The following is a 17853-nucleotide window of genomic DNA, read 5'->3' as shown; positions in this document are numbered from 1 at the left end:
TAGCGAGGCGAAGCATGAGTAATGGGCACATTGCCGGTATTGACGGGGATCAATGGGCGCAGGTGGGAAATGTCTCAGGCTTGCGCTGCGATCCACCTCGGGTGGGGGGCAGGGAGGGTTACAAAGGCTGCCTGATCCTGGCCCACGGCGCAGGCGCGCCGATGGACAGCGATTTCATGGAGGGCATGGCGCAAAGCCTCGCGGAGCAAGGGGTAGGGGTTGTGCGCTTCGAATTTCCCTACATGGCGCAGCGCCGTGTTGGGGGTGGCAAGCGACCGCCCAATCCGCAGCCGGTGCTGCTCGATTGCTGGCGCCAGGTGTATGCCCAGGTGCGGCCATTGGTCACGGGGCCGCTGGCGATCGGCGGCAAGTCCATGGGCGGGCGGATGGCGAGCCTTCTGGCCGATGAGCTGGGCGCCGACGCCCTGGTGTGCCTGGGGTATCCGTTCTATGCGGTGGGCAAGCCTGACAAGCCTCGGGTCGAACACCTGGCGGGGTTGCGTACGCGCACGCTGATTGTCCAGGGCGAGCGTGATGCGCTGGGTAACCGGGAGGCGGTGGCGGGGTATACGTTGTCGCCTTCGATCGAGATTTGCTGGCTGGAGGCGGCGGACCATGACCTCAAGCCACTGAAGGCGTCAGGGTTCACCCACGAGCGGCATCTGCAAACGGCGGCGCAGCGGGTGACGGCGTTTCTGGAGGGGCAGGGTTGAAACGATTGGGGCTGCTACGCGCCCCATCGCGGGACAAGCCCGCTCCTACAGCGCGAACCCTGTAGGAGCGGGCTTGTCCCGCGATGTCACAAATAGCGTGAAGCTTACTTGCGGTCTTTCAGGTCAACGATGTCGCGCTGCTCGTGGCCGGTGTACAGCTGGCGCGGACGGCCGATCTTGTACGGGCTGGAGAGCATTTCCTTCCAGTGCGAGATCCAGCCCACGGTACGTGCCAGGGCGAAGATCACGGTGAACATGCTGGTCGGAATACCGATCGCCTTGAGGATGATGCCCGAGTAGAAGTCGACGTTCGGGTACAGCGAGCGCTCGATGAAGTACGGATCGGTCAGGGCGATCTCTTCCAGGCGCATGGCCAGTTCCAGCTGCGGGTCGTGCTTGATGCCCAGTTCGCTCAGGACTTCGTCGCAGGTCTTCTTCATCACGGTGGCGCGCGGGTCGCGGTTCTTGTAAACGCGGTGACCGAAGCCCATGAGCTTGAACGGATCGTTCTTGTCCTTGGCCTTGGCGATGTACTTGTCGATGTTCGAGACATCGCCAATTTCATCGAGCATGGTCAGCACGGCTTCGTTGGCGCCACCGTGGGCAGGGCCCCACAGTGCGGCGATGCCGGCAGCGATACAGGCGAACGGGTTGGCGCCCGAGGAGCCTGCCAAGCGCACGGTAGAGGTGGAGGCGTTCTGCTCGTGGTCGGCATGGAGGATGAAGATCCGGTCCATCGCCTTGGCCAGCACCGGGCTGATCGGTTTGATCTCGCACGGGGTGTTGAACATCATGTGCAGGAAGTTCTCCGCGTACGACAGGTCGTTGCGCGGGTACATCATCGGCTGGCCCATGGAGTACTTGTAGACCATCGCGGCCAGGGTCGGCATCTTGGCGACCAGGCGCACCGCGGAGATTTCGCGGTGCTGCGGGTTGTTGATGTCCAGGGAGTCGTGATAGAACGCCGAAAGGGCGCCGACCACGCCGCACATCACCGCCATCGGGTGGGCGTCGCGGCGGAAGCCGTTGAAGAAGGATTTCAGCTGCTCGTGAACCATGGTGTGGTTCTTCACGGTGCTGACGAACTGGGCCTTCTGCTCGGCATTGGGCAATTCGCCGTTGAGCAGCAGGTAGCAGGTTTCCAGGTAGTCCGATTTTTCGGCGAGCTGTTCGATCGGGTAGCCGCGGTGCAGCAGGACACCCTTGTCGCCGTCAATATAGGTAATCTTCGATTCGCACGAGGCGGTCGCCATGAAACCGGGGTCGAAGGTGAAGTGACCAGTAGCCCCCAACCCGCGGACGTCGATAACATCGGGACCAACGGTGCCGGTTAAAATGGGCAGCTCGACGGGGGCTGCGCCCTCGATGACCAACTGCGCTTTTTTGTCAGCCATGTGGCCTCCTATTAATGCTTGAAATCATCAGACAGACCCCCCACGCAGGGCCCGCACCACTATAGAGGGATAAATTCGAATGTCAATTTGCCTAAAGGCTGGTTGAAACGCCCTCTGAGCCCTGGTTTTTCGCGAAATTGTCGCCCATTTACGCCTTTTATCCTTTAAAGGCAATGCGCTATTTGGGCGAGCCCCTCACGTTGTCATAAGCAGCCTAACTGTCTATACTCCGCAACCGACCGCCAGGGGCTTGCAAGCCCGTTCCGCTGGGGGTCGTCGCTCCCTGGGTGGTGGGTACCTGACCAGTACACTTACCAACAACTTTGCCCTGTTCGCTAGGGGCTCTTCAGTGTGAAAAAAGCCGTGAAAAGCCAACGACCTGTAAACCTAGACCTAAGGACCATCAAACTCCCGATCACCGCATACACGTCCATTCTTCACCGTATCTCCGGCGTCATCCTGTTCCTCGGTCTTGCCATCATGCTGTACGCATTGGGCAAGTCGCTGGGCTCCGAGGAAGGCTTCGCCGAGGTGAAGGCGTGTCTGACCAGCCCGCTGGCCAAGCTGGTGACCTGGGGCCTGCTGTCCGGCCTGCTGTATCACCTGGTGGCCGGCATTCGTCACCTGATCATGGACATGGGCGTCGGCGAGACGCTGGAAGGCGGCAAGCTGGGCTCGAAAATCGTGATCGTCATCTCCGTGGTGCTGATCGTTCTGGCGGGAGTTTGGGTATGGTAACTAATGTCACGAACCTGTCGCGTTCGGGCCTCTATGACTGGATGGCGCAGCGCGTATCTGCGGTCGTTCTCGCGGCTTACTTCATCTTCCTGATCGGCTACATCGCCGTTCACCCGGGTCTCGACTATGCCCAGTGGCACGGTCTGTTCTCCAACAACGCGATGCGAATCTTCAGTCTGCTGGCACTCGTTGCCCTGGGCGCCCACGCCTGGGTCGGCATGTGGACCATTGCCACCGACTACCTGACGCCGATGTCGTTCGGCAAGTCGGCGACTGCGATTCGTTTCCTGTTCCAGGCTGTATGCGGCGTTGCGATGTTCGCCTACTTCGTCTGGGGTGTGCAGATTCTCTGGGGTATCTGATCCATGGCTAAAATTCCAACGATTTCCTTCGACGCCATCATCATCGGTGGCGGCGGTGCCGGCATGCGCGCTGCGCTGCAGCTGGCCCAGGGCGGTCACAAGACTGCCGTGGTCACCAAGGTGTTCCCGACCCGTTCGCACACCGTTTCCGCCCAGGGCGGCATCACCTGCGCCATCGCTTCGGCCGACCCGAACGACGACTGGCGCTGGCACATGTACGACACCGTCAAGGGCTCCGACTACATCGGTGACCAGGACGCGATCGAATACATGTGTCAGGAAGGCCCGGCCGCGGTCTTCGAGCTGGACCACATGGGCCTGCCGTTCTCCCGTACCGAAACCGGCCGTATCTACCAGCGTCCGTTCGGTGGCCAGTCCAAGGACTTCGGCAAGGGTGGCCAGGCCGCCCGTACCTGCGCAGCCTCCGACCGTACCGGTCACGCGCTGCTGCACACCCTCTATCAGGGCAACCTGAAGGCGGGCACCACCTTCCTCAACGAGTACTACGCCGTTGACCTGGTGAAGAACCAGGACGGCGCCTTCGTCGGCGTGATCGCGATCTGCATCGAAACCGGCGAGACCATGTACATCAAGTCCAAGGCCACCGTTCTGGCTACCGGCGGTGCGGGCCGTATCTACGCCTCCACCACCAACGCCCTGATCAACACCGGCGACGGTGTCGGCATGGCCCTGCGCGCCGGCGTGCCGGTGCAGGACATCGAGATGTGGCAGTTCCACCCGACCGGCATCGCCGGCGCCGGTGTACTGGTCACCGAAGGCTGCCGCGGTGAGGGTGGCTACCTGATCAACGCCCACGGCGAGCGCTTCATGGAGCGTTACGCACCGAACGCGAAGGACCTGGCTGGCCGCGACGTGGTCGCCCGTTCCATGGTCAAGGAAATCATCGCCGGCAATGGCGTGGGCCCGAACAAGGACCACGTACTGCTGAAGCTGGACCACCTGGGTGAGGAAGTGCTGCACAGCCGCCTGCCAGGCATCTGTGAACTGTCCAAGACCTTCGCCCACGTCGACCCTGTGGTCGCGCCGGTTCCGGTCATCCCGACCTGCCACTACATGATGGGCGGCGTTGCCACCAACATTCATGGCCAGGCCATCACCATGGACGCTCAAGGCAACGACCAGATCATTCCTGGCCTGTTCGCCGTAGGTGAAGTGGCGTGCGTATCGGTCCACGGTGCCAACCGCCTGGGCGGCAACTCGCTGCTCGACCTGGTCGTGTTCGGCCGTGCTGCCGGCCTGCACCTGGAGAAGGCACTGACCGAAGGCGTCGAGTACCGCGATGCCAGCGACACCGACGTCGACGTTGCCCTGAACCGCCTGAGCAAGCTCAACGAGCGCACCACCGGCGAAGACGTCGCCAGCCTCAAGCGCGAGCTGCAGAGCTGCATGCAGAACTACTTCGGTGTATTCCGTACCGGCGAATACATGCAGAAGGGTATCGAGCAGCTGGCTGGCCTGCGCGACCGTATCGCCAACGTCAAGATCAACGACAAGTCCCAGGCCTTCAACACCGCGCGTATCGAAGCGCTGGAGCTGCAGAACCTGCTGGAAGTCGCCGAAGCGACCGCCATCGCGGCCGAGGCCCGCAAAGAGTCCCGCGGCGCTCACGCCCGTGAAGACTACGAAGACCGTGACGACGAGAACTGGCTGTGCCACACCCTGTACTACCCGGGTGAGAAGCGCGTCGCCAAGCGTGGCGTCAACTTTGCGCCGAAGACAGTTCCTGCCTTCGAACCAAAAGTCCGGACTTACTAAGGGTGGCCGCTATGTTGCAAGTCGAAGTTTATCGTTACAACCCGGACACCGATTCGGCGCCGAAGATGCAGACCTTCCAGGTCGACACCGGTGGCAAGGATCTGATGGTCCTGGACGTGCTGGCATTGATCAAGGAGCAGGACGAGGGCTTCTCCTACCGTCGCTCCTGCCGTGAAGGCGTTTGCGGCTCCGATGGCATGAACATCAACGGCAAGAACGGCCTGGCCTGCATCACCCCGCTGTCGTCGGTGGTCAAGGGCAACAAGCTGGTCCTGCGCCCTCTGCCGGGCTTGCCGGTCATTCGTGACCTGGTCGTCGACATGAGCATCTTCTACAAGCAGTACGAGAAGGTGAAGCCGTACCTGCAGAACGACACCCCGGCCCCGGCCATCGAGCGTCTGCAGTCGCCGGAAGACCGTGACAAGCTGGACGGTCTGTACGAGTGCATCCTGTGCGCTTGCTGCTCGACCTCCTGCCCGTCGTTCTGGTGGAACCCGGACAAGTTCCTGGGCCCTGCCGCTCTGCTGCAGGCCTATCGCTTCCTGGCCGACAGCCGTGACACCAAGACCCAGGAGCGCCTGGCGTCCCTGGATGACCCGTTCAGCGTATTCCGCTGCCGCGGGATCATGAACTGCGTAAACGTTTGCCCGAAAGGTCTGAACCCGACCAAGGCAATCGGTCACGTACGTAACATGCTGCTGCAAAGCGGCACCTGATCCAAAAATGTTGCACCAGCAGTAAGCCGAAGTGCGGGCGTTGAGCCCGCACCGAGGTAAAACCCGAGCAAGGGCCCACAAAGCCCGCGCTCATTACCTATGAAGATATGAGACCAGCAGGGGCTTCCGGGCTGGTACCCGGAAAATCTGCAGGATCCAGGTGGCGTGGTTCAGTCGCTGTGTTCGGACTTTTCCAGGTTTGCTGTGGCTCTTGCCGATCAGTCCCCTAACCGAGGGTGACCAAGCATGCAAGAAAGCGTGATGCAGCGCATGTGGGAAAGCGCCCACCTTTCAGGTGGTAACGCTGCATATGTGGAAGAGCTTTATGAGCTCTACCTGCACGACCCTAACGCTGTGCCAGAAGAGTGGCGCACCTACTTCCAGAAGTTGCCCGCCGACGGCAGCACCGCTACCGATGTATCGCACTCTACAATCCGCGACCATTTCGTACTGCTGGCAAAGAACCAGCGCCGCGCCCAACCGGTTTCCGCCGGGAGCGTGAGCAGTGAACACGAGAAGAAGCAGGTTGAAGTTCTGCGACTGATCCAGGCCTATCGTATGCGTGGCCATCAGGCTGCCAAGCTCGACCCGTTGGGGTTGTGGCAGCGCCCTGCGCCCGTAGACCTGTCGATCAATCACTACGGCTTGACCAATGCCGACCTTGATACGACCTTCCGTACCGGTGACCTGTTCATCGGCAAAGAGGAAGCGAGCCTACGCGAAATCTTCGATGCGCTGCAGAAGACATATTGTCGCACCATCGGCGCCGAGTTCACCCACATCGTCGATTCCGAACAGCGCAGCTGGTTCCAGCAGCGTCTGGAAAGCGTCCGTGGCCGTCCTGAATTCTCCGCCGACGTGCAGACCCACCTGCTCGAGCGCGTCACCGCAGGCGAAGGCCTGGAGAAATACCTGGGCACCAAGTACCCAGGCACCAAGCGTTTCGGCCTCGAGGGCGGCGAAAGCCTGATCCCGATGCTGGACGAAATGATCCAGCGCTCCGGCTCCTACGGCACCAAGGAGGTCGTGATCGGCATGGCCCACCGCGGCCGCCTCAACGTGCTGGTCAACACCTTCGGCAAGAACCCGCGCGAGCTGTTCGACGAGTTCGAAGGCAAGAAGATGAACGAGCTGGGCTCCGGTGACGTGAAGTATCACCAGGGCTTCTCCTCCAACGTGATGACCCCCGGTGGCGAAGTCCACCTGGCCATGGCGTTCAACCCATCCCACCTGGAAATCGTCTCGCCGGTGGTGGAAGGTTCGGTTCGCGCCCGCCAGGACCGTCGCAACGACACCGTCGGTGACAAGGTCCTGCCGATCTCGATCCACGGCGACGCCGCGTTCGCCGGCCAGGGCGTGGTCATGGAAACCTTCCAGATGTCGCAGACCCGCGGTTTCAAGACCGGCGGCACCGTGCACATCGTGATCAACAACCAGGTGGGTTTCACCATCTCCAACCCGCTGGACTCGCGCTCCACCGAGTACGCCACCGACGTCGCCAAGATGATCCAGGCGCCGATCCTGCACGTGAACGGCGATGATCCGGAAGCGGTCCTGTTCGTGACCCAGCTGGCCATCGACTACCGCATGCAGTTCAAGCGTGACGTGGTCATCGACCTGGTCTGCTACCGTCGTCGCGGCCACAACGAGGCCGACGAGCCGAACGGCACCCAGCCACTGATGTACCAGCAGATCAGCAAGCAGCGCACCACCCGCGAGCTGTACGCCGAGGCCCTGATCCAGGCCGGGCGTATCGACGCCGAGCGTGCCCAGGCCAAGATCGACGAGTACCGCAACGCGCTGGACAACGGCCTGCACGTGGTCAAGAGCCTGGTCAAGGAGCCGAACCGCGAGCTGTTCGTCGACTGGCGTCCCTATCTGGGCCATGCCTGGACCGCGCGTCACGACACCCGCTTCGACCTCAAGACCTTGCAGGACCTCTCGGCCAAGCTGCTCGAGCTGCCGGAAGGCTTCGTGGTCCAGCGCCAGGTGGCGAAGATCTACGAAGACCGCCAGAAGATGCAGGCCGGCGGCTTGCCGATCAACTGGGGTTATGCAGAGACCATGGCCTACGCCACGCTGCAGTTCGAAGGCCACCCGATCCGCATGACCGGCCAGGACATCGGCCGCGGCACCTTCTCGCACCGCCACGCGGTGCTGCACAACCAGAAGGACGCCAGCACCTACGTACCGCTGCAGAACCTGTTCCCGGGCCAGCCGAAGTTCGAACTGTACGACTCCTTCCTGTCGGAAGAAGCGGTACTGGCCTTCGAATACGGCTACTCGACCACCACGCCGAACGCGCTGGTGATCTGGGAAGCCCAGTTCGGTGACTTCGCCAACGGTGCCCAGGTGGTGATCGACCAGTTCATCACCAGCGGCGAGCACAAGTGGGGCCGTCTGTGCGGCCTGACCATGCTGCTGCCGCACGGTTACGAAGGGCAGGGGCCGGAGCACTCCTCCGCGCGTCTGGAGCGTTACCTGCAGCTGTGCGCCGAGCACAACATCCAGGTGTGCGTACCGACCACCCCGGCACAGATCTATCACCTGCTGCGCCGCCAGGTCATCCGCCCGCTGCGCAAGCCGCTGATCGTCCTGACGCCGAAGTCGCTGCTGCGCCACAAGCTGGCCGTCTCGACCCTGGAAGACCTGGCCGAAGGCTCGTTCCAGACCGTGATCCCGGAAATCGACAGCCTCGATCCGGCCAAGGTCGAACGCCTCGTGCTGTGCAGCGGCAAGGTCTACTACGACCTGCTGGAAAAGCGCCGTGCCGAAGGCCGCGAAGACATCGCCATCGTGCGTATCGAGCAGCTGTATCCGTTCCCTGAGGACGACCTGGTGGAAATCCTGGCGCCGTACACCAACCTCAAGCATGCGGTGTGGTGCCAGGAAGAGCCGATGAACCAGGGCGCCTGGTACAGCAGCCAGCATCACATGCGCCGCATCCTGACCCGCCACAACAAGGCGCTGGTCCTGGAGTACGCCGGCCGCGACGCTTCCGCCGCGCCAGCCTGTGGTTACGCTTCGATGCACGCCGAGCAGCAGGAAAAACTGCTGCAGGATGCCTTCACTGTCTAACGCCTTCGCGCACCTGAAACCGAATTTAAGGAAACACTGACAATGGCTATTGAGATCAAAGCCCCAACCTTCCCGGAATCGGTCGCCGACGGCACCGTTGCCACCTGGCACAAGAAGCCGGGCGAAGCCGTCAAGCGTGACGAGCTGATCGTCGACATCGAAACCGACAAGGTCGTCCTGGAAGTGCTGGCCACCGCCGATGGCGTGCTGGGCGACATCGTCAAGGGCGAGGGCGATACCGTCCTGTCCGACGAGGTCCTGGGCTCGATCGTTGAAGGTGGCGCTGCCGCCGCCGCTCCAGCTGCTGCCCCAGCCGCTGCCGCTCCGGCTGCCGCCGCCGACGCTGGCGAAGACGACCCGGTTGCCGCCCCGGCCGCGCGCAAGCTGGCTGAAGAAAACGGCATCGACCTGGCTTCCGTTGCCGGCACCGGCAAAGGTGGTCGCGTGACCAAGGAAGACGTCGTTGCCGCCATCGCCAACAAGAAGTCCGCACCAGCCGCCGCTGCCAAGCCTGCCGCCGCCGCTGCCGCGCCTGTGGTCACCGCCGCTGGCGACCGCACCGAGAAGCGCGTGCCGATGACCCGCCTGCGCGCCAAGATCGCCGAGCGCCTGGTCGAAGCCCAGTCGAACATGGCCATGCTGACCACCTTCAACGAAGTGGACATGACCGAAGTCATGGCCCTGCGTTCGAAGTACAAGGACCTGTTCGAGAAGACCCACAACGGTGTACGCCTGGGCTTCATGTCGTTCTTCGTCAAGGCCGCCACCGAGGCGCTCAAGCGCTTCCCGGCAGTCAACGCCTCGATCGACGGCAATGACATCGTCTACCACGGCTACGCTGACGTCGGCGTAGCCGTCTCCAGCGACCGTGGCCTGGTGGTGCCGGTCCTGCGCAACGCCGAGTCGATGTCGCTGGCCGAAATCGAGAACGGCATCGCCACCTTCGGCAAGAAGGCCCGTGAAGGCAAGCTGGCCATCGAAGAGATGACTGGCGGTACCTTCACCATCACCAACGGTGGTACCTTCGGCTCGATGATGTCGACCCCGATCGTCAACCCGCCGCAGGCGGCCATCCTGGGCATGCACAACATCATCCAGCGTCCTATGGCGATCAATGGCCAAGTGGTCATTCGCCCGATGATGTACCTGGCCCTGTCCTATGACCACCGCCTGATCGACGGCAAGGAAGCGGTAACCTTCCTGGTGACCATCAAGAACCTGCTGGAAGACCCGGCTCGTCTGCTGCTGGACATCTAACGCACAGCTGCAAGCGGCAAGTGGCCTGCTCCCTCGGGAGTGCGTCGCTTGCCGCTTGAGGCTTGCCGCTTGAAGCTTAAAAGGAATCTTTTATGACCCAGAAATTCGACGTGGTAGTGATTGGTGCAGGTCCTGGCGGCTACGTGGCCGCGATCAAGGCTGCTCAGCTCGGCCTCAAGACCGCCTGCATCGAGAAATACACCGACGCCGAGGGCAAGCTGGCCCTGGGCGGTACCTGCCTGAACGTGGGTTGCATTCCTTCCAAGGCCCTGCTGGACAGCTCCTGGAAGTACAAGGAAGCCAAAGAGAGCTTCAACGTCCACGGTATCTCCACTGGCGAAGTGAAGATGGACGTCGCCGCGATGGTTGGCCGCAAGGCTGGCATCGTCAAGAACCTGACCGGTGGCGTCGCCACCCTGTTCAAGGCCAACGGCGTGACCTCAATCCAGGGCCACGGCAAACTGCTGGCCGGCAAGAAGGTCGAAGTCACCAAGCCTGACGGCACCACCGAAGTCATCGAAGCCGAAAACGTGATCCTGGCCTCCGGTTCGCGTCCGATCGACATTCCGCCGGCTCCGGTCGACCAGAAAGTCATCGTCGACTCCACCGGCGCCCTGGAATTCCAGACCGTACCCAAGCGTCTGGGCGTCATCGGCGCTGGCGTGATCGGCCTGGAGCTGGGTTCGGTATGGTCGCGCCTGGGTGCCCAGGTCACCGTGCTGGAAGCCCTGGATACCTTCCTGATGGCCGCTGACACCGCGGTTTCCAAGGAAGCCCAGAAGACCCTGACCAAGCAGGGCCTGGACATCAAGCTGGGCGCTCGCGTGACCGGCTCGAAGGTCAACGGCGAAGAAGTCGAAGTCACCTACACCGACGCCAATGGCGAGCAGAAGATCGTCTTCGACAAGCTGATCGTCGCCGTCGGCCGTCGTCCTGTGACCACCGACCTGCTGGCCGCCGACAGCGGCGTGACCATCGACGAGCGTGGCTACATCTACGTCGATGACCACTGCGCCACCAGCGTACCGGGCGTCTATGCCATCGGTGACGTGGTGCGTGGCCTGATGCTGGCCCACAAGGCGTCGGAAGAGGGCATCATGGTCGTCGAGCGCATCAAGGGCCACAAGGCCCAGATGAACTACGACCTGATCCCGTCGGTCATCTATACCCACCCGGAAATCGCGTGGGTCGGCAAGACCGAACAGGCGTTGAAAGCCGAGGGCGTTGAGGTTAACGTGGGCACCTTCCCGTTCGCGGCCAGCGGCCGTGCGATGGCTGCCAACGACACCGGTGGTTTCGTCAAGGTCATCGCCGATGCCAAGACCGACCGCGTACTGGGCGTTCACGTGATCGGCCCATCGGCTGCCGAACTGGTGCAGCAGGGTGCGATCGCGATGGAATTCGGTACCAGCGCAGAAGACCTGGGCATGATGGTGTTCAGCCATCCGACCCTGTCCGAAGCGCTGCATGAAGCCGCGCTGGCCGTGAATGGCGGTGCCATCCACGTGGCCAACCGTAAGAAGCGTTAATTATAAGAAACCACGGCGGGCTGCCCGTCGTGGGTCTTGCGTGCAAGACTCACCGCGGAACGTCCGCCGGACCGGGCCACCGGGATAACCCGGGGCAAACGGTCACAGGTGGCGCGGCGCCAGAAATGGCGCAGCGCCGAAGCGCAGTACCTAACGAAGACGGTAAAAAGCATGAATCTTCACGAGTATCAGGGTAAACAGCTGTTCGCTGAATACGGCCTGCCAGTTTCCAAGGGTTTCGCAGTCGATACCCCTGAGCAAGCTGCAGAAGCCTGCGACAAGATCGGCGGCTCGGAGTGGGTGGTAAAAGCCCAGGTCCACGCCGGTGGTCGCGGTAAGGCGGGCGGCGTCAAGCTGGTTCGCAGCAAAGAAGACGCCAAGGCGTTCGCTGCGCAGTGGCTGGGCAAGAACCTGGTTACCTACCAGACCGACGCCAATGGTCAGCCAGTCTCCAAGATCCTGGTCGAATCCTGCACTGACATCGCCAAGGAACTGTACCTGGGCGCTGTAGTCGATCGTTCGAGCCGTCGTATCGTGTTCATGGCCTCCACCGAAGGTGGCGTGGACATCGAGAAGGTCGCTCACGAAACTCCCGAGAAGATCCTCAAGGCTACCATCGACCCGCTGGTCGGCGCCCAGCCGTTCCAGGGTCGTGAGCTGGCATTCCAGCTGGGTCTGGAAGGCAAGCAGGTTCAACAGTTCGCCAAGATCTTCGTAGGCCTGGCCAAGCTGTTCAAGGACCACGACCTGGCCCTGCTGGAAGTCAACCCGCTGGTGATCAAGGCCGACGGCGACCTGCACTGCCTCGATGCCAAGATCAACATCGACGCCAACGCCATGTACCGTCAGCCTAAGCTGAAAACCTTCCACGATCCTTCCCAGGACGACGCCCGCGAAGCTCACGCCGCCAAGTTCGAACTGAACTATGTGGCGCTGGAAGGCAACATCGGCTGCATGGTCAACGGTGCCGGCCTGGCCATGGGTACCATGGACATCGTCAACCTGCACGGCGGCAAGCCGGCCAACTTCCTCGACGTTGGCGGCGGTGCTACCAAGGAGCGCGTGACCGAAGCGTTCAAGATCATCCTGTCCGACAGCAATGTCGCGGCCGTTCTGGTCAACATCTTCGGCGGCATCGTTCGTTGCGACATGATTGCCGAAGGCATCATCGGTGCAGTGAAGGAAGTCGGCGTCAAGGTTCCGGTCGTCGTTCGCCTCGAAGGCAACAACGCCGAACTGGGCGCTAAAGTACTGGCAGAAAGCGGTTTGAACATCATTGCGGCAACCAGCCTGACCGACGCTGCTCAACAAGTTGTCAAAGCTGCGGAGGGCAAGTAATGAGCGTCCTGATCAATAAAGACACCAAGGTCATCTGCCAGGGCTTCACCGGCTCGCAGGGTACTTTCCACTCCGAACAAGCCATCGCCTACGGCACCAAGATGGTCGGCGGCGTAACCCCAGGCAAGGGTGGTACCACCCACCTGGGCCTGCCGGTGTTCAACACCGTCAAGGAAGCCGTCGAGGCGACCGGCGCCGAAGCTTCGGTGATCTACGTTCCGGCTCCGTTCTGCAAGGACTCGATCCTGGAAGCGGCCTTCGGTGGCATCAAGCTGATCGTCTGCATCACCGAGGGTATTCCTACCCTCGACATGCTGGACGCCAAGGTCAAGTGCGACGAGCTGGGCGTACGCCTGATCGGCCCTAACTGCCCAGGCGTCATCACCCCGGGCGAGTGCAAGATCGGCATCATGCCAGGCCACATCCACCTGCCGGGCAAGGTCGGTATCGTTTCCCGTTCCGGCACCCTGACCTACGAAGCGGTCAAGCAGACCACCGACGCCGGCTTCGGCCAGTCGACCTGCGTCGGTATCGGTGGTGACCCGATCCCGGGCTCCAACTTCATCGACATCCTGAAGCTGTTCCAGGAAGACCCGCAGACCGAAGCGATCGTCATGATCGGCGAAATCGGCGGTTCGGCTGAAGAAGAAGCCGCGGCCTACATCAAGGCCAACGTGACCAAGCCTGTCGTTTCCTACATCGCCGGCGTTACCGCGCCTGCGGGCAAGCGCATGGGCCACGCTGGCGCCATCATCTCGGGTGGCAAGGGCACCGCGGACGAGAAGTTCGCCGCCCTGCAGGACGCTGGTGTCAAGACCGTGCGTTCCCTGGCTGATATCGGCAAGGCCCTGGCCGAGCTGACCGGCTGGGAAATGAAGAAGTAAGTAACACGCAATACCCCCCACGCAACACAAAGGCCACCTTCGGGTGGCCTTTGTGTTTTCAGGGCAGGTGCTGGCAATGATTTTTTCGATGGGTTTGATAGGTATTTTCTGACAGACGCTGGTCGATGCTCCGGTGAGAATAGCGGCTGTACAGAGTCACCCAGACGACAAGAACATACGCACATCGGACAAGCACGTCTGTCCCAGTGCGTTTGCCGGGTAAAACGGTTAACCTACGCCCTCACTCTGTGCCCGTCCCCCAAAAGGGAACGACACGCTAAACGGGTCTGGCTCACCAAGCCGGGCAGCATTTCCCTCACCCATGGGGAAATCCCCTCACGAATCCCGATTTCAGCAGTGTGGTACTTCCTTAAATGAAAGTGTTAAAAGGCCAGGACATCCTGGCACTTGGCTTTATGACGTTCGCATTGTTCGTCGGCGCCGGCAATATCATCTTCCCGCCCATCGTAGGCCTGCAGTCCGGCCCGCATGTATGGATGGCGGCCCTGGGCTTTCTGGTCACCGCAGTCGGCCTGCCGGTCATCACCGTGGTCGCCCTGGCCAAGGTGGGCGGCGGCATGGACGCGCTGAGCAGCCCGATCGGCAAGTTCTTCGGCGGCCTGCTGGCGGCTGTGTGCTACCTCTCGGTAGGCCCGCTGTTCGCGACTCCGCGCACCGCTACCGTGTCGTTCGAAGTGGGCGTGGCACCGCTGACCGGTGAAAGCCCGTTGGCGCTGTTCATCTACAGCCTGGTGTATTTCGCCGTGGTACTGGCCGTGTCGATGTACCCGACCAAGCTGCTCGACACCGTCGGCCGCTTCCTCGCGCCGCTGAAGATCATCGCCCTGGCGGTGCTCGGCATCGCCGCGTTCGCGCTGCCGGCTGGCACCATCGGCGAGGCGCAGCCGCAATACGTGGCCGCACCGTTCTCCCAAGGCTTCGTCAACGGCTACCTGACCATGGACACCCTGGGTGCCCTGGTATTCGGTATCGTCATCGTCAACGCCATCCGCTCGCGCGGTGTCGAGTCGCCGAAACTGATCACCCGCTACGCCATCATCGCCGGCCTGATCGCCGGTGTCGGCCTGGCGTTGGTGTATATCAGCCTGTTCCGCCTGGGCGCGGGCAGCCATGACATCGCCATGGGTGCCTCCAATGGCGCGGCCGTCCTGCATGCCTACGTGCAGCACACCTTCGGCTCGTTGGGCAGCGGCTTCCTCGCGGTACTGATCGCCCTGGCCTGCCTGGTCACCGCCGTGGGCCTGACCTGCGCCTGTGCTGAGTACTTCAGCCAGATCCTGCCGCTGTCGTACCGCGCGCTGGTGGTGATTCTGGCCGGCTTCTCGCTGTTGATCTCCAACCTGGGCCTGACCAAGTTGATCATGTTCTCGATCCCGGTGCTCACGGCCATCTACCCGCCGTGCATCGTTGTCGTAGGCCTGAGCTTCGTCAAGGAACTGTGGAATTCGCCCGTGCGCATCCTGGCGCCGGTGATGCTGGTGTCGCTGCTGTTTGGCCTGGTCGACGCGATCAAGGGCAGCAGCTTGGCGCACCTGCTGCCGGACGCCATGGCACACCTGCCGCTGAGCGACCAGGGCCTGGCCTGGCTGGTGCCTTCGGTGGTCACCCTCGGCCTGGCCGTGGCGTGCGACCGCATGCTGGGCAAGCCGCGCGAGGCGTTGGCCTGATGTGTTGACGCCAACTGCGGGTGCCGGCCACAAGCCCAAGGGCACCCGCCTTGGTTGAAACCTGAACCCCGTGTCCATCCGGATACGGGGTTCTTTTTTGCCGGTGCGTGCCTTTTCCAGGCCCCAGGCGTCGAAAGCCGGTCTATATCATTCACCGTGCCTGAACGATAGGAGCCTGCATGAACTTCATCCAAAGCAACCTGAGCAATGTGCTCGCCCTCTGCTGGTTCGCCCTGTGTTGGGGCGGCTACACCCGCTATGCCATCTGGAAGGGCCGCGACACGGCCTGCCTGGCCAGCGTATTGCACTTGTACCGGGAAGACTGGATGCGACGCATGTTGCTGCGCGACAACCGCATCGCCGATGCCAGCGTGATCGGCAACCTGGAGCGCAACGCGTCGTTCTTCGCCTCGAGCACCCTGATCATCCTGGCGGGCATCCTGACGGTGCTGGGCGCCTCTGATCGCGCGTTGTCATTGCTGGCTGACCTGCCGTTGGTGCAGGAGGCGTCGCAAGGTGTTTCCGAGCTCAAACTGCTGTGCCTGGCAATGGTGTTCGTGTATGCGTTCTTCACGTTCAGCTGGTGCATGCGTCAATACAACTTTGCAGCGGTGTTGGTCGGCTCGGCGCCGATGATCGGCGAGCGCCTGGTCAATGAATTGGAACGTAAGGCATTTGCTTCCCGTGCCGCGCGTGTACTGTCGCTGGCGGCGAACCAGTTCAACTTCGGCCTGCGTTCCTATTATTTCGGCATGGCGATGCTGAGCTGGTTCATCAGCCCATGGTTGTTCATGGCCATGAGTGTGGGGGTGGTGTGCATTCTGTATCGCCGTGAATTCCATTCCGACGTGCTGGAAGTCATGGTCTTCACGCCAACCGAAAGTGCGCCGGCGGAGGCGGGCAAGGACAACGTCACTGGCATAGGCTGAAACGTTTTATTAAAAAGGCCAGGCATAAAAAAACCCGGCGATCGCCGGGTTTTTTGTGGGTGTTGCTTACTGCTTGGCTGGCTCGCTTGGGGCAGCTTCCGGAGCAGGAGTGGCTTCTGGAGCCGGAGTAGCAGGAGCAGCTTCTGGAGCAGGAGTAGCCGGGGCAGCTTCTGGAGCCGGAGCAGCAGGAGCGGCTTCAGGTGCGGCTTGCTCGGTCTTGGTTTCCGGAGCTTTCTCTTCGTTCGCCTTGTCACAAGCGGCCAGGCCCATGGCAGCGGCCAGCATCAGGGCAAAAGCAAAAGGTTTACGCATGGGGGTGTCTCTCCTTGTGGAATAACTTACTTGTTCCATTTGAGCTCAAGTAAGCGGAATTAGTTCCGCGCAGATTACAGATATATCGCACGCGGAGCTAGATAGACTTTTCACTGAATTTGTGCAGAGTGAACATCTTCACGAAAAATAAGGTTGCCCATGTCTGATAACGACCTGATGGCCATGGCCGAACGCTTTCTTTCGGCATTGAAACATTGCCAGCGCTTGCAGATGCAGGTGCATCATGCCAATACCGAAGGCATTACGTTGGTACTGCCCTGGTCGCCGTCGATCGTAGGTAATCCGCAAACGGGCGCGGTGCATGGCGGTGCCCTGACCACGTTGATGGATACGACCTGTGGCATGGCAACGCTATGCGTGTTGCCCACGTTCGAAGTGTGCCCGACCCTCGATCTGCGCATCGACTACATGCACCCGGCACAAGCCGGCAAGCCTATATATGGTCATGCCCAATGCTACCGAGTGACCCGGGACGTGATCTTCACTCGCGGTACGGCCTACCAGGACGACCCGGCCCAGCCGATCTGCCATGTGGTCGGCACCTTCATGCGCCTGGGCCAGGACATCAAGGGCGGCATCCGTTTCGGCAATACACTCAAGGAGGGCCGCCCATGATTCCCCGGGACGTTCGCCAGCGCCTCAACGAGGCCCATGCCATCGGCAACTACGAGCCGTTGCTGGCGCTGATTCCCTATGCCGGGTTGATCGGCATCGAGTGCGTGCGCGAGGGCGATGACCTGCTGTTTCGCCTCCCGGCCAACCCGGACAATATCGGCAACCCGTTGCTGCCGGCGATCCATGGCGGGGTGCTCGCAGGCTTCATGGAGCTTTCGGCGGCGCTGTACCTGCTCATCTACAGCGAAAGCGCGAGCATTCCCAAGATCATCGATTTTTCCATCGACTACCTGCGCGCCGGGCATTACCGCGATACCTTCGCCCGCTGCCAGTTATGGCGCCAGGGCCGGCGCGTGACCAATGTGGCCATCGCGGCCTGGCAGGCCGACCCAGCCTCGCCGATCGCCACCGCACGGGCACATTTCAAGATCGAGCCGGAAAAGCCCTTGAAATAGTCCGGGCTGCCCCCATCTGCTGGACATCCGCCGCCAAAAGCAGCCCAC

General features: G+C 61.8%; 16 protein-coding genes. 14 read left to right on the top strand and 2 right to left on the bottom strand.

Going from position 1 to position 17853, the window contains the following annotated elements; all coding sequences use genetic code 11:
* The first annotated feature begins 14 nt into the window (after window positions 1-14).
* Window positions 15-713: an alpha/beta family hydrolase gene (locus K8374_RS15740; RefSeq protein WP_224456329.1), complete on the top strand. Its 699-nt coding sequence runs from the start codon at window positions 15-17 to the stop codon at window positions 711-713.
* Window positions 714-817: 104 nt separating this feature from the next.
* On the opposite strand, the gene gltA is transcribed toward K8374_RS15740, so the two are convergent.
* Complete coding sequence (gene gltA, locus K8374_RS15735; protein WP_224456328.1) at window positions 818-2107, bottom strand: citrate synthase; 1290 nt, start codon at window positions 2105-2107, stop codon at window positions 818-820.
* A 351-nt stretch (window positions 2108-2458) separates the two neighbouring features.
* Here gltA and sdhC point away from each other — a divergent pair, with 351 nt between their 5' ends.
* From sdhC to K8374_RS15680, 11 genes are all read left to right on the top strand, one after another.
* Window positions 2459-2845: a succinate dehydrogenase, cytochrome b556 subunit gene (sdhC, locus tag K8374_RS15730; RefSeq protein WP_172402947.1), complete on the top strand. Its 387-nt coding sequence runs from the start codon at window positions 2459-2461 to the stop codon at window positions 2843-2845.
* Complete coding sequence (sdhD, locus tag K8374_RS15725; RefSeq protein WP_224456327.1) at window positions 2839-3207, top strand: succinate dehydrogenase, hydrophobic membrane anchor protein; 369 nt, start codon at window positions 2839-2841, stop codon at window positions 3205-3207. Before sdhC ends, sdhD begins: the two co-directional genes overlap by 7 nt.
* 3 nt (window positions 3208-3210) lie before the next feature.
* A complete protein-coding gene (sdhA, locus tag K8374_RS15720) occupies window positions 3211-4983 on the top strand; it encodes a succinate dehydrogenase flavoprotein subunit (protein WP_084854661.1) in 1773 nt (590 codons plus the stop codon).
* 11 nt (window positions 4984-4994) lie between these two features.
* Window positions 4995-5699 carry a succinate dehydrogenase iron-sulfur subunit gene (locus K8374_RS15715; protein WP_084854662.1) on the top strand — a complete coding sequence of 235 codons (705 nt, stop codon included), beginning with the start codon at window positions 4995-4997 and terminating at the stop codon, window positions 5697-5699.
* 246 nt (window positions 5700-5945) lie between these two features.
* The gene (locus K8374_RS15710) at window positions 5946-8777 is read left to right on the top strand and encodes a 2-oxoglutarate dehydrogenase E1 component (protein ID WP_224456326.1); all 2832 of its coding nucleotides are present in this window, start codon (window positions 5946-5948) and stop codon (window positions 8775-8777) included.
* A 42-nt stretch (window positions 8778-8819) separates the two neighbouring features.
* Window positions 8820-10034 (top strand): 2-oxoglutarate dehydrogenase complex dihydrolipoyllysine-residue succinyltransferase, encoded by a 1215-nt coding sequence (gene odhB, locus K8374_RS15705; RefSeq protein ID WP_224456325.1) that lies wholly within the window; start codon window positions 8820-8822, stop codon window positions 10032-10034.
* A 92-nt stretch (window positions 10035-10126) separates the two neighbouring features.
* Window positions 10127-11563, top strand: a complete 1437-nt coding sequence (lpdA, locus tag K8374_RS15700) for a dihydrolipoyl dehydrogenase (protein WP_084854665.1) — start codon at window positions 10127-10129, stop codon at window positions 11561-11563.
* Between the two features lie 171 nt (window positions 11564-11734).
* Window positions 11735-12901 (top strand): ADP-forming succinate--CoA ligase subunit beta, encoded by a 1167-nt coding sequence (sucC, locus tag K8374_RS15695; RefSeq protein ID WP_011534748.1) that lies wholly within the window; start codon window positions 11735-11737, stop codon window positions 12899-12901.
* A complete protein-coding gene (sucD, locus tag K8374_RS15690; RefSeq protein ID WP_043211414.1) occupies window positions 12901-13785 on the top strand; it encodes a succinate--CoA ligase subunit alpha in 885 nt (294 codons plus the stop codon). The genes sucC and sucD overlap by 1 nt, the downstream gene beginning before the upstream one ends.
* Window positions 13786-14159: 374 nt before the next feature.
* Window positions 14160-15473: a branched-chain amino acid transport system II carrier protein gene (gene brnQ, locus K8374_RS15685; protein ID WP_224456324.1), complete on the top strand. Its 1314-nt coding sequence runs from the start codon at window positions 14160-14162 to the stop codon at window positions 15471-15473.
* A gap of 179 nt (window positions 15474-15652) precedes the next feature.
* Complete coding sequence (locus tag K8374_RS15680) at window positions 15653-16402, top strand: DUF599 domain-containing protein (RefSeq protein WP_224456323.1); 750 nt, start codon at window positions 15653-15655, stop codon at window positions 16400-16402.
* 66 nt (window positions 16403-16468) lie between these two features.
* Here the strand turns inward: K8374_RS15680 and K8374_RS15675 are convergent, their stop codons facing one another.
* On the bottom strand, window positions 16469-16714 hold the full coding sequence (locus K8374_RS15675; RefSeq protein WP_224456322.1) for a hypothetical protein: 246 nt from the start codon (window positions 16712-16714) through the stop codon (window positions 16469-16471).
* A 159-nt stretch (window positions 16715-16873) separates the two neighbouring features.
* On the opposite strand from K8374_RS15675, the gene K8374_RS15670 reads away from it, so the two are divergent.
* Complete coding sequence (locus K8374_RS15670) at window positions 16874-17350, top strand: PaaI family thioesterase (protein WP_224456321.1); 477 nt, start codon at window positions 16874-16876, stop codon at window positions 17348-17350.
* Complete coding sequence (locus K8374_RS15665) at window positions 17347-17805, top strand: PaaI family thioesterase (RefSeq protein WP_224456320.1); 459 nt, start codon at window positions 17347-17349, stop codon at window positions 17803-17805. The genes K8374_RS15670 and K8374_RS15665 overlap by 4 nt, the downstream gene beginning before the upstream one ends.
* Window positions 17806-17853: the final 48 nt, after the last annotated feature.

The organism is Pseudomonas sp. p1(2021b) (genome assembly GCF_020151015.1).
GTDB classification, from domain to species: Bacteria; Pseudomonadota; Gammaproteobacteria; order Pseudomonadales; family Pseudomonadaceae; genus Aquipseudomonas; species Aquipseudomonas putida_K.
Note: the sequence above shows the minus strand (reverse complement) of the source record. Positions and strands in the feature narration are given on the sequence as shown.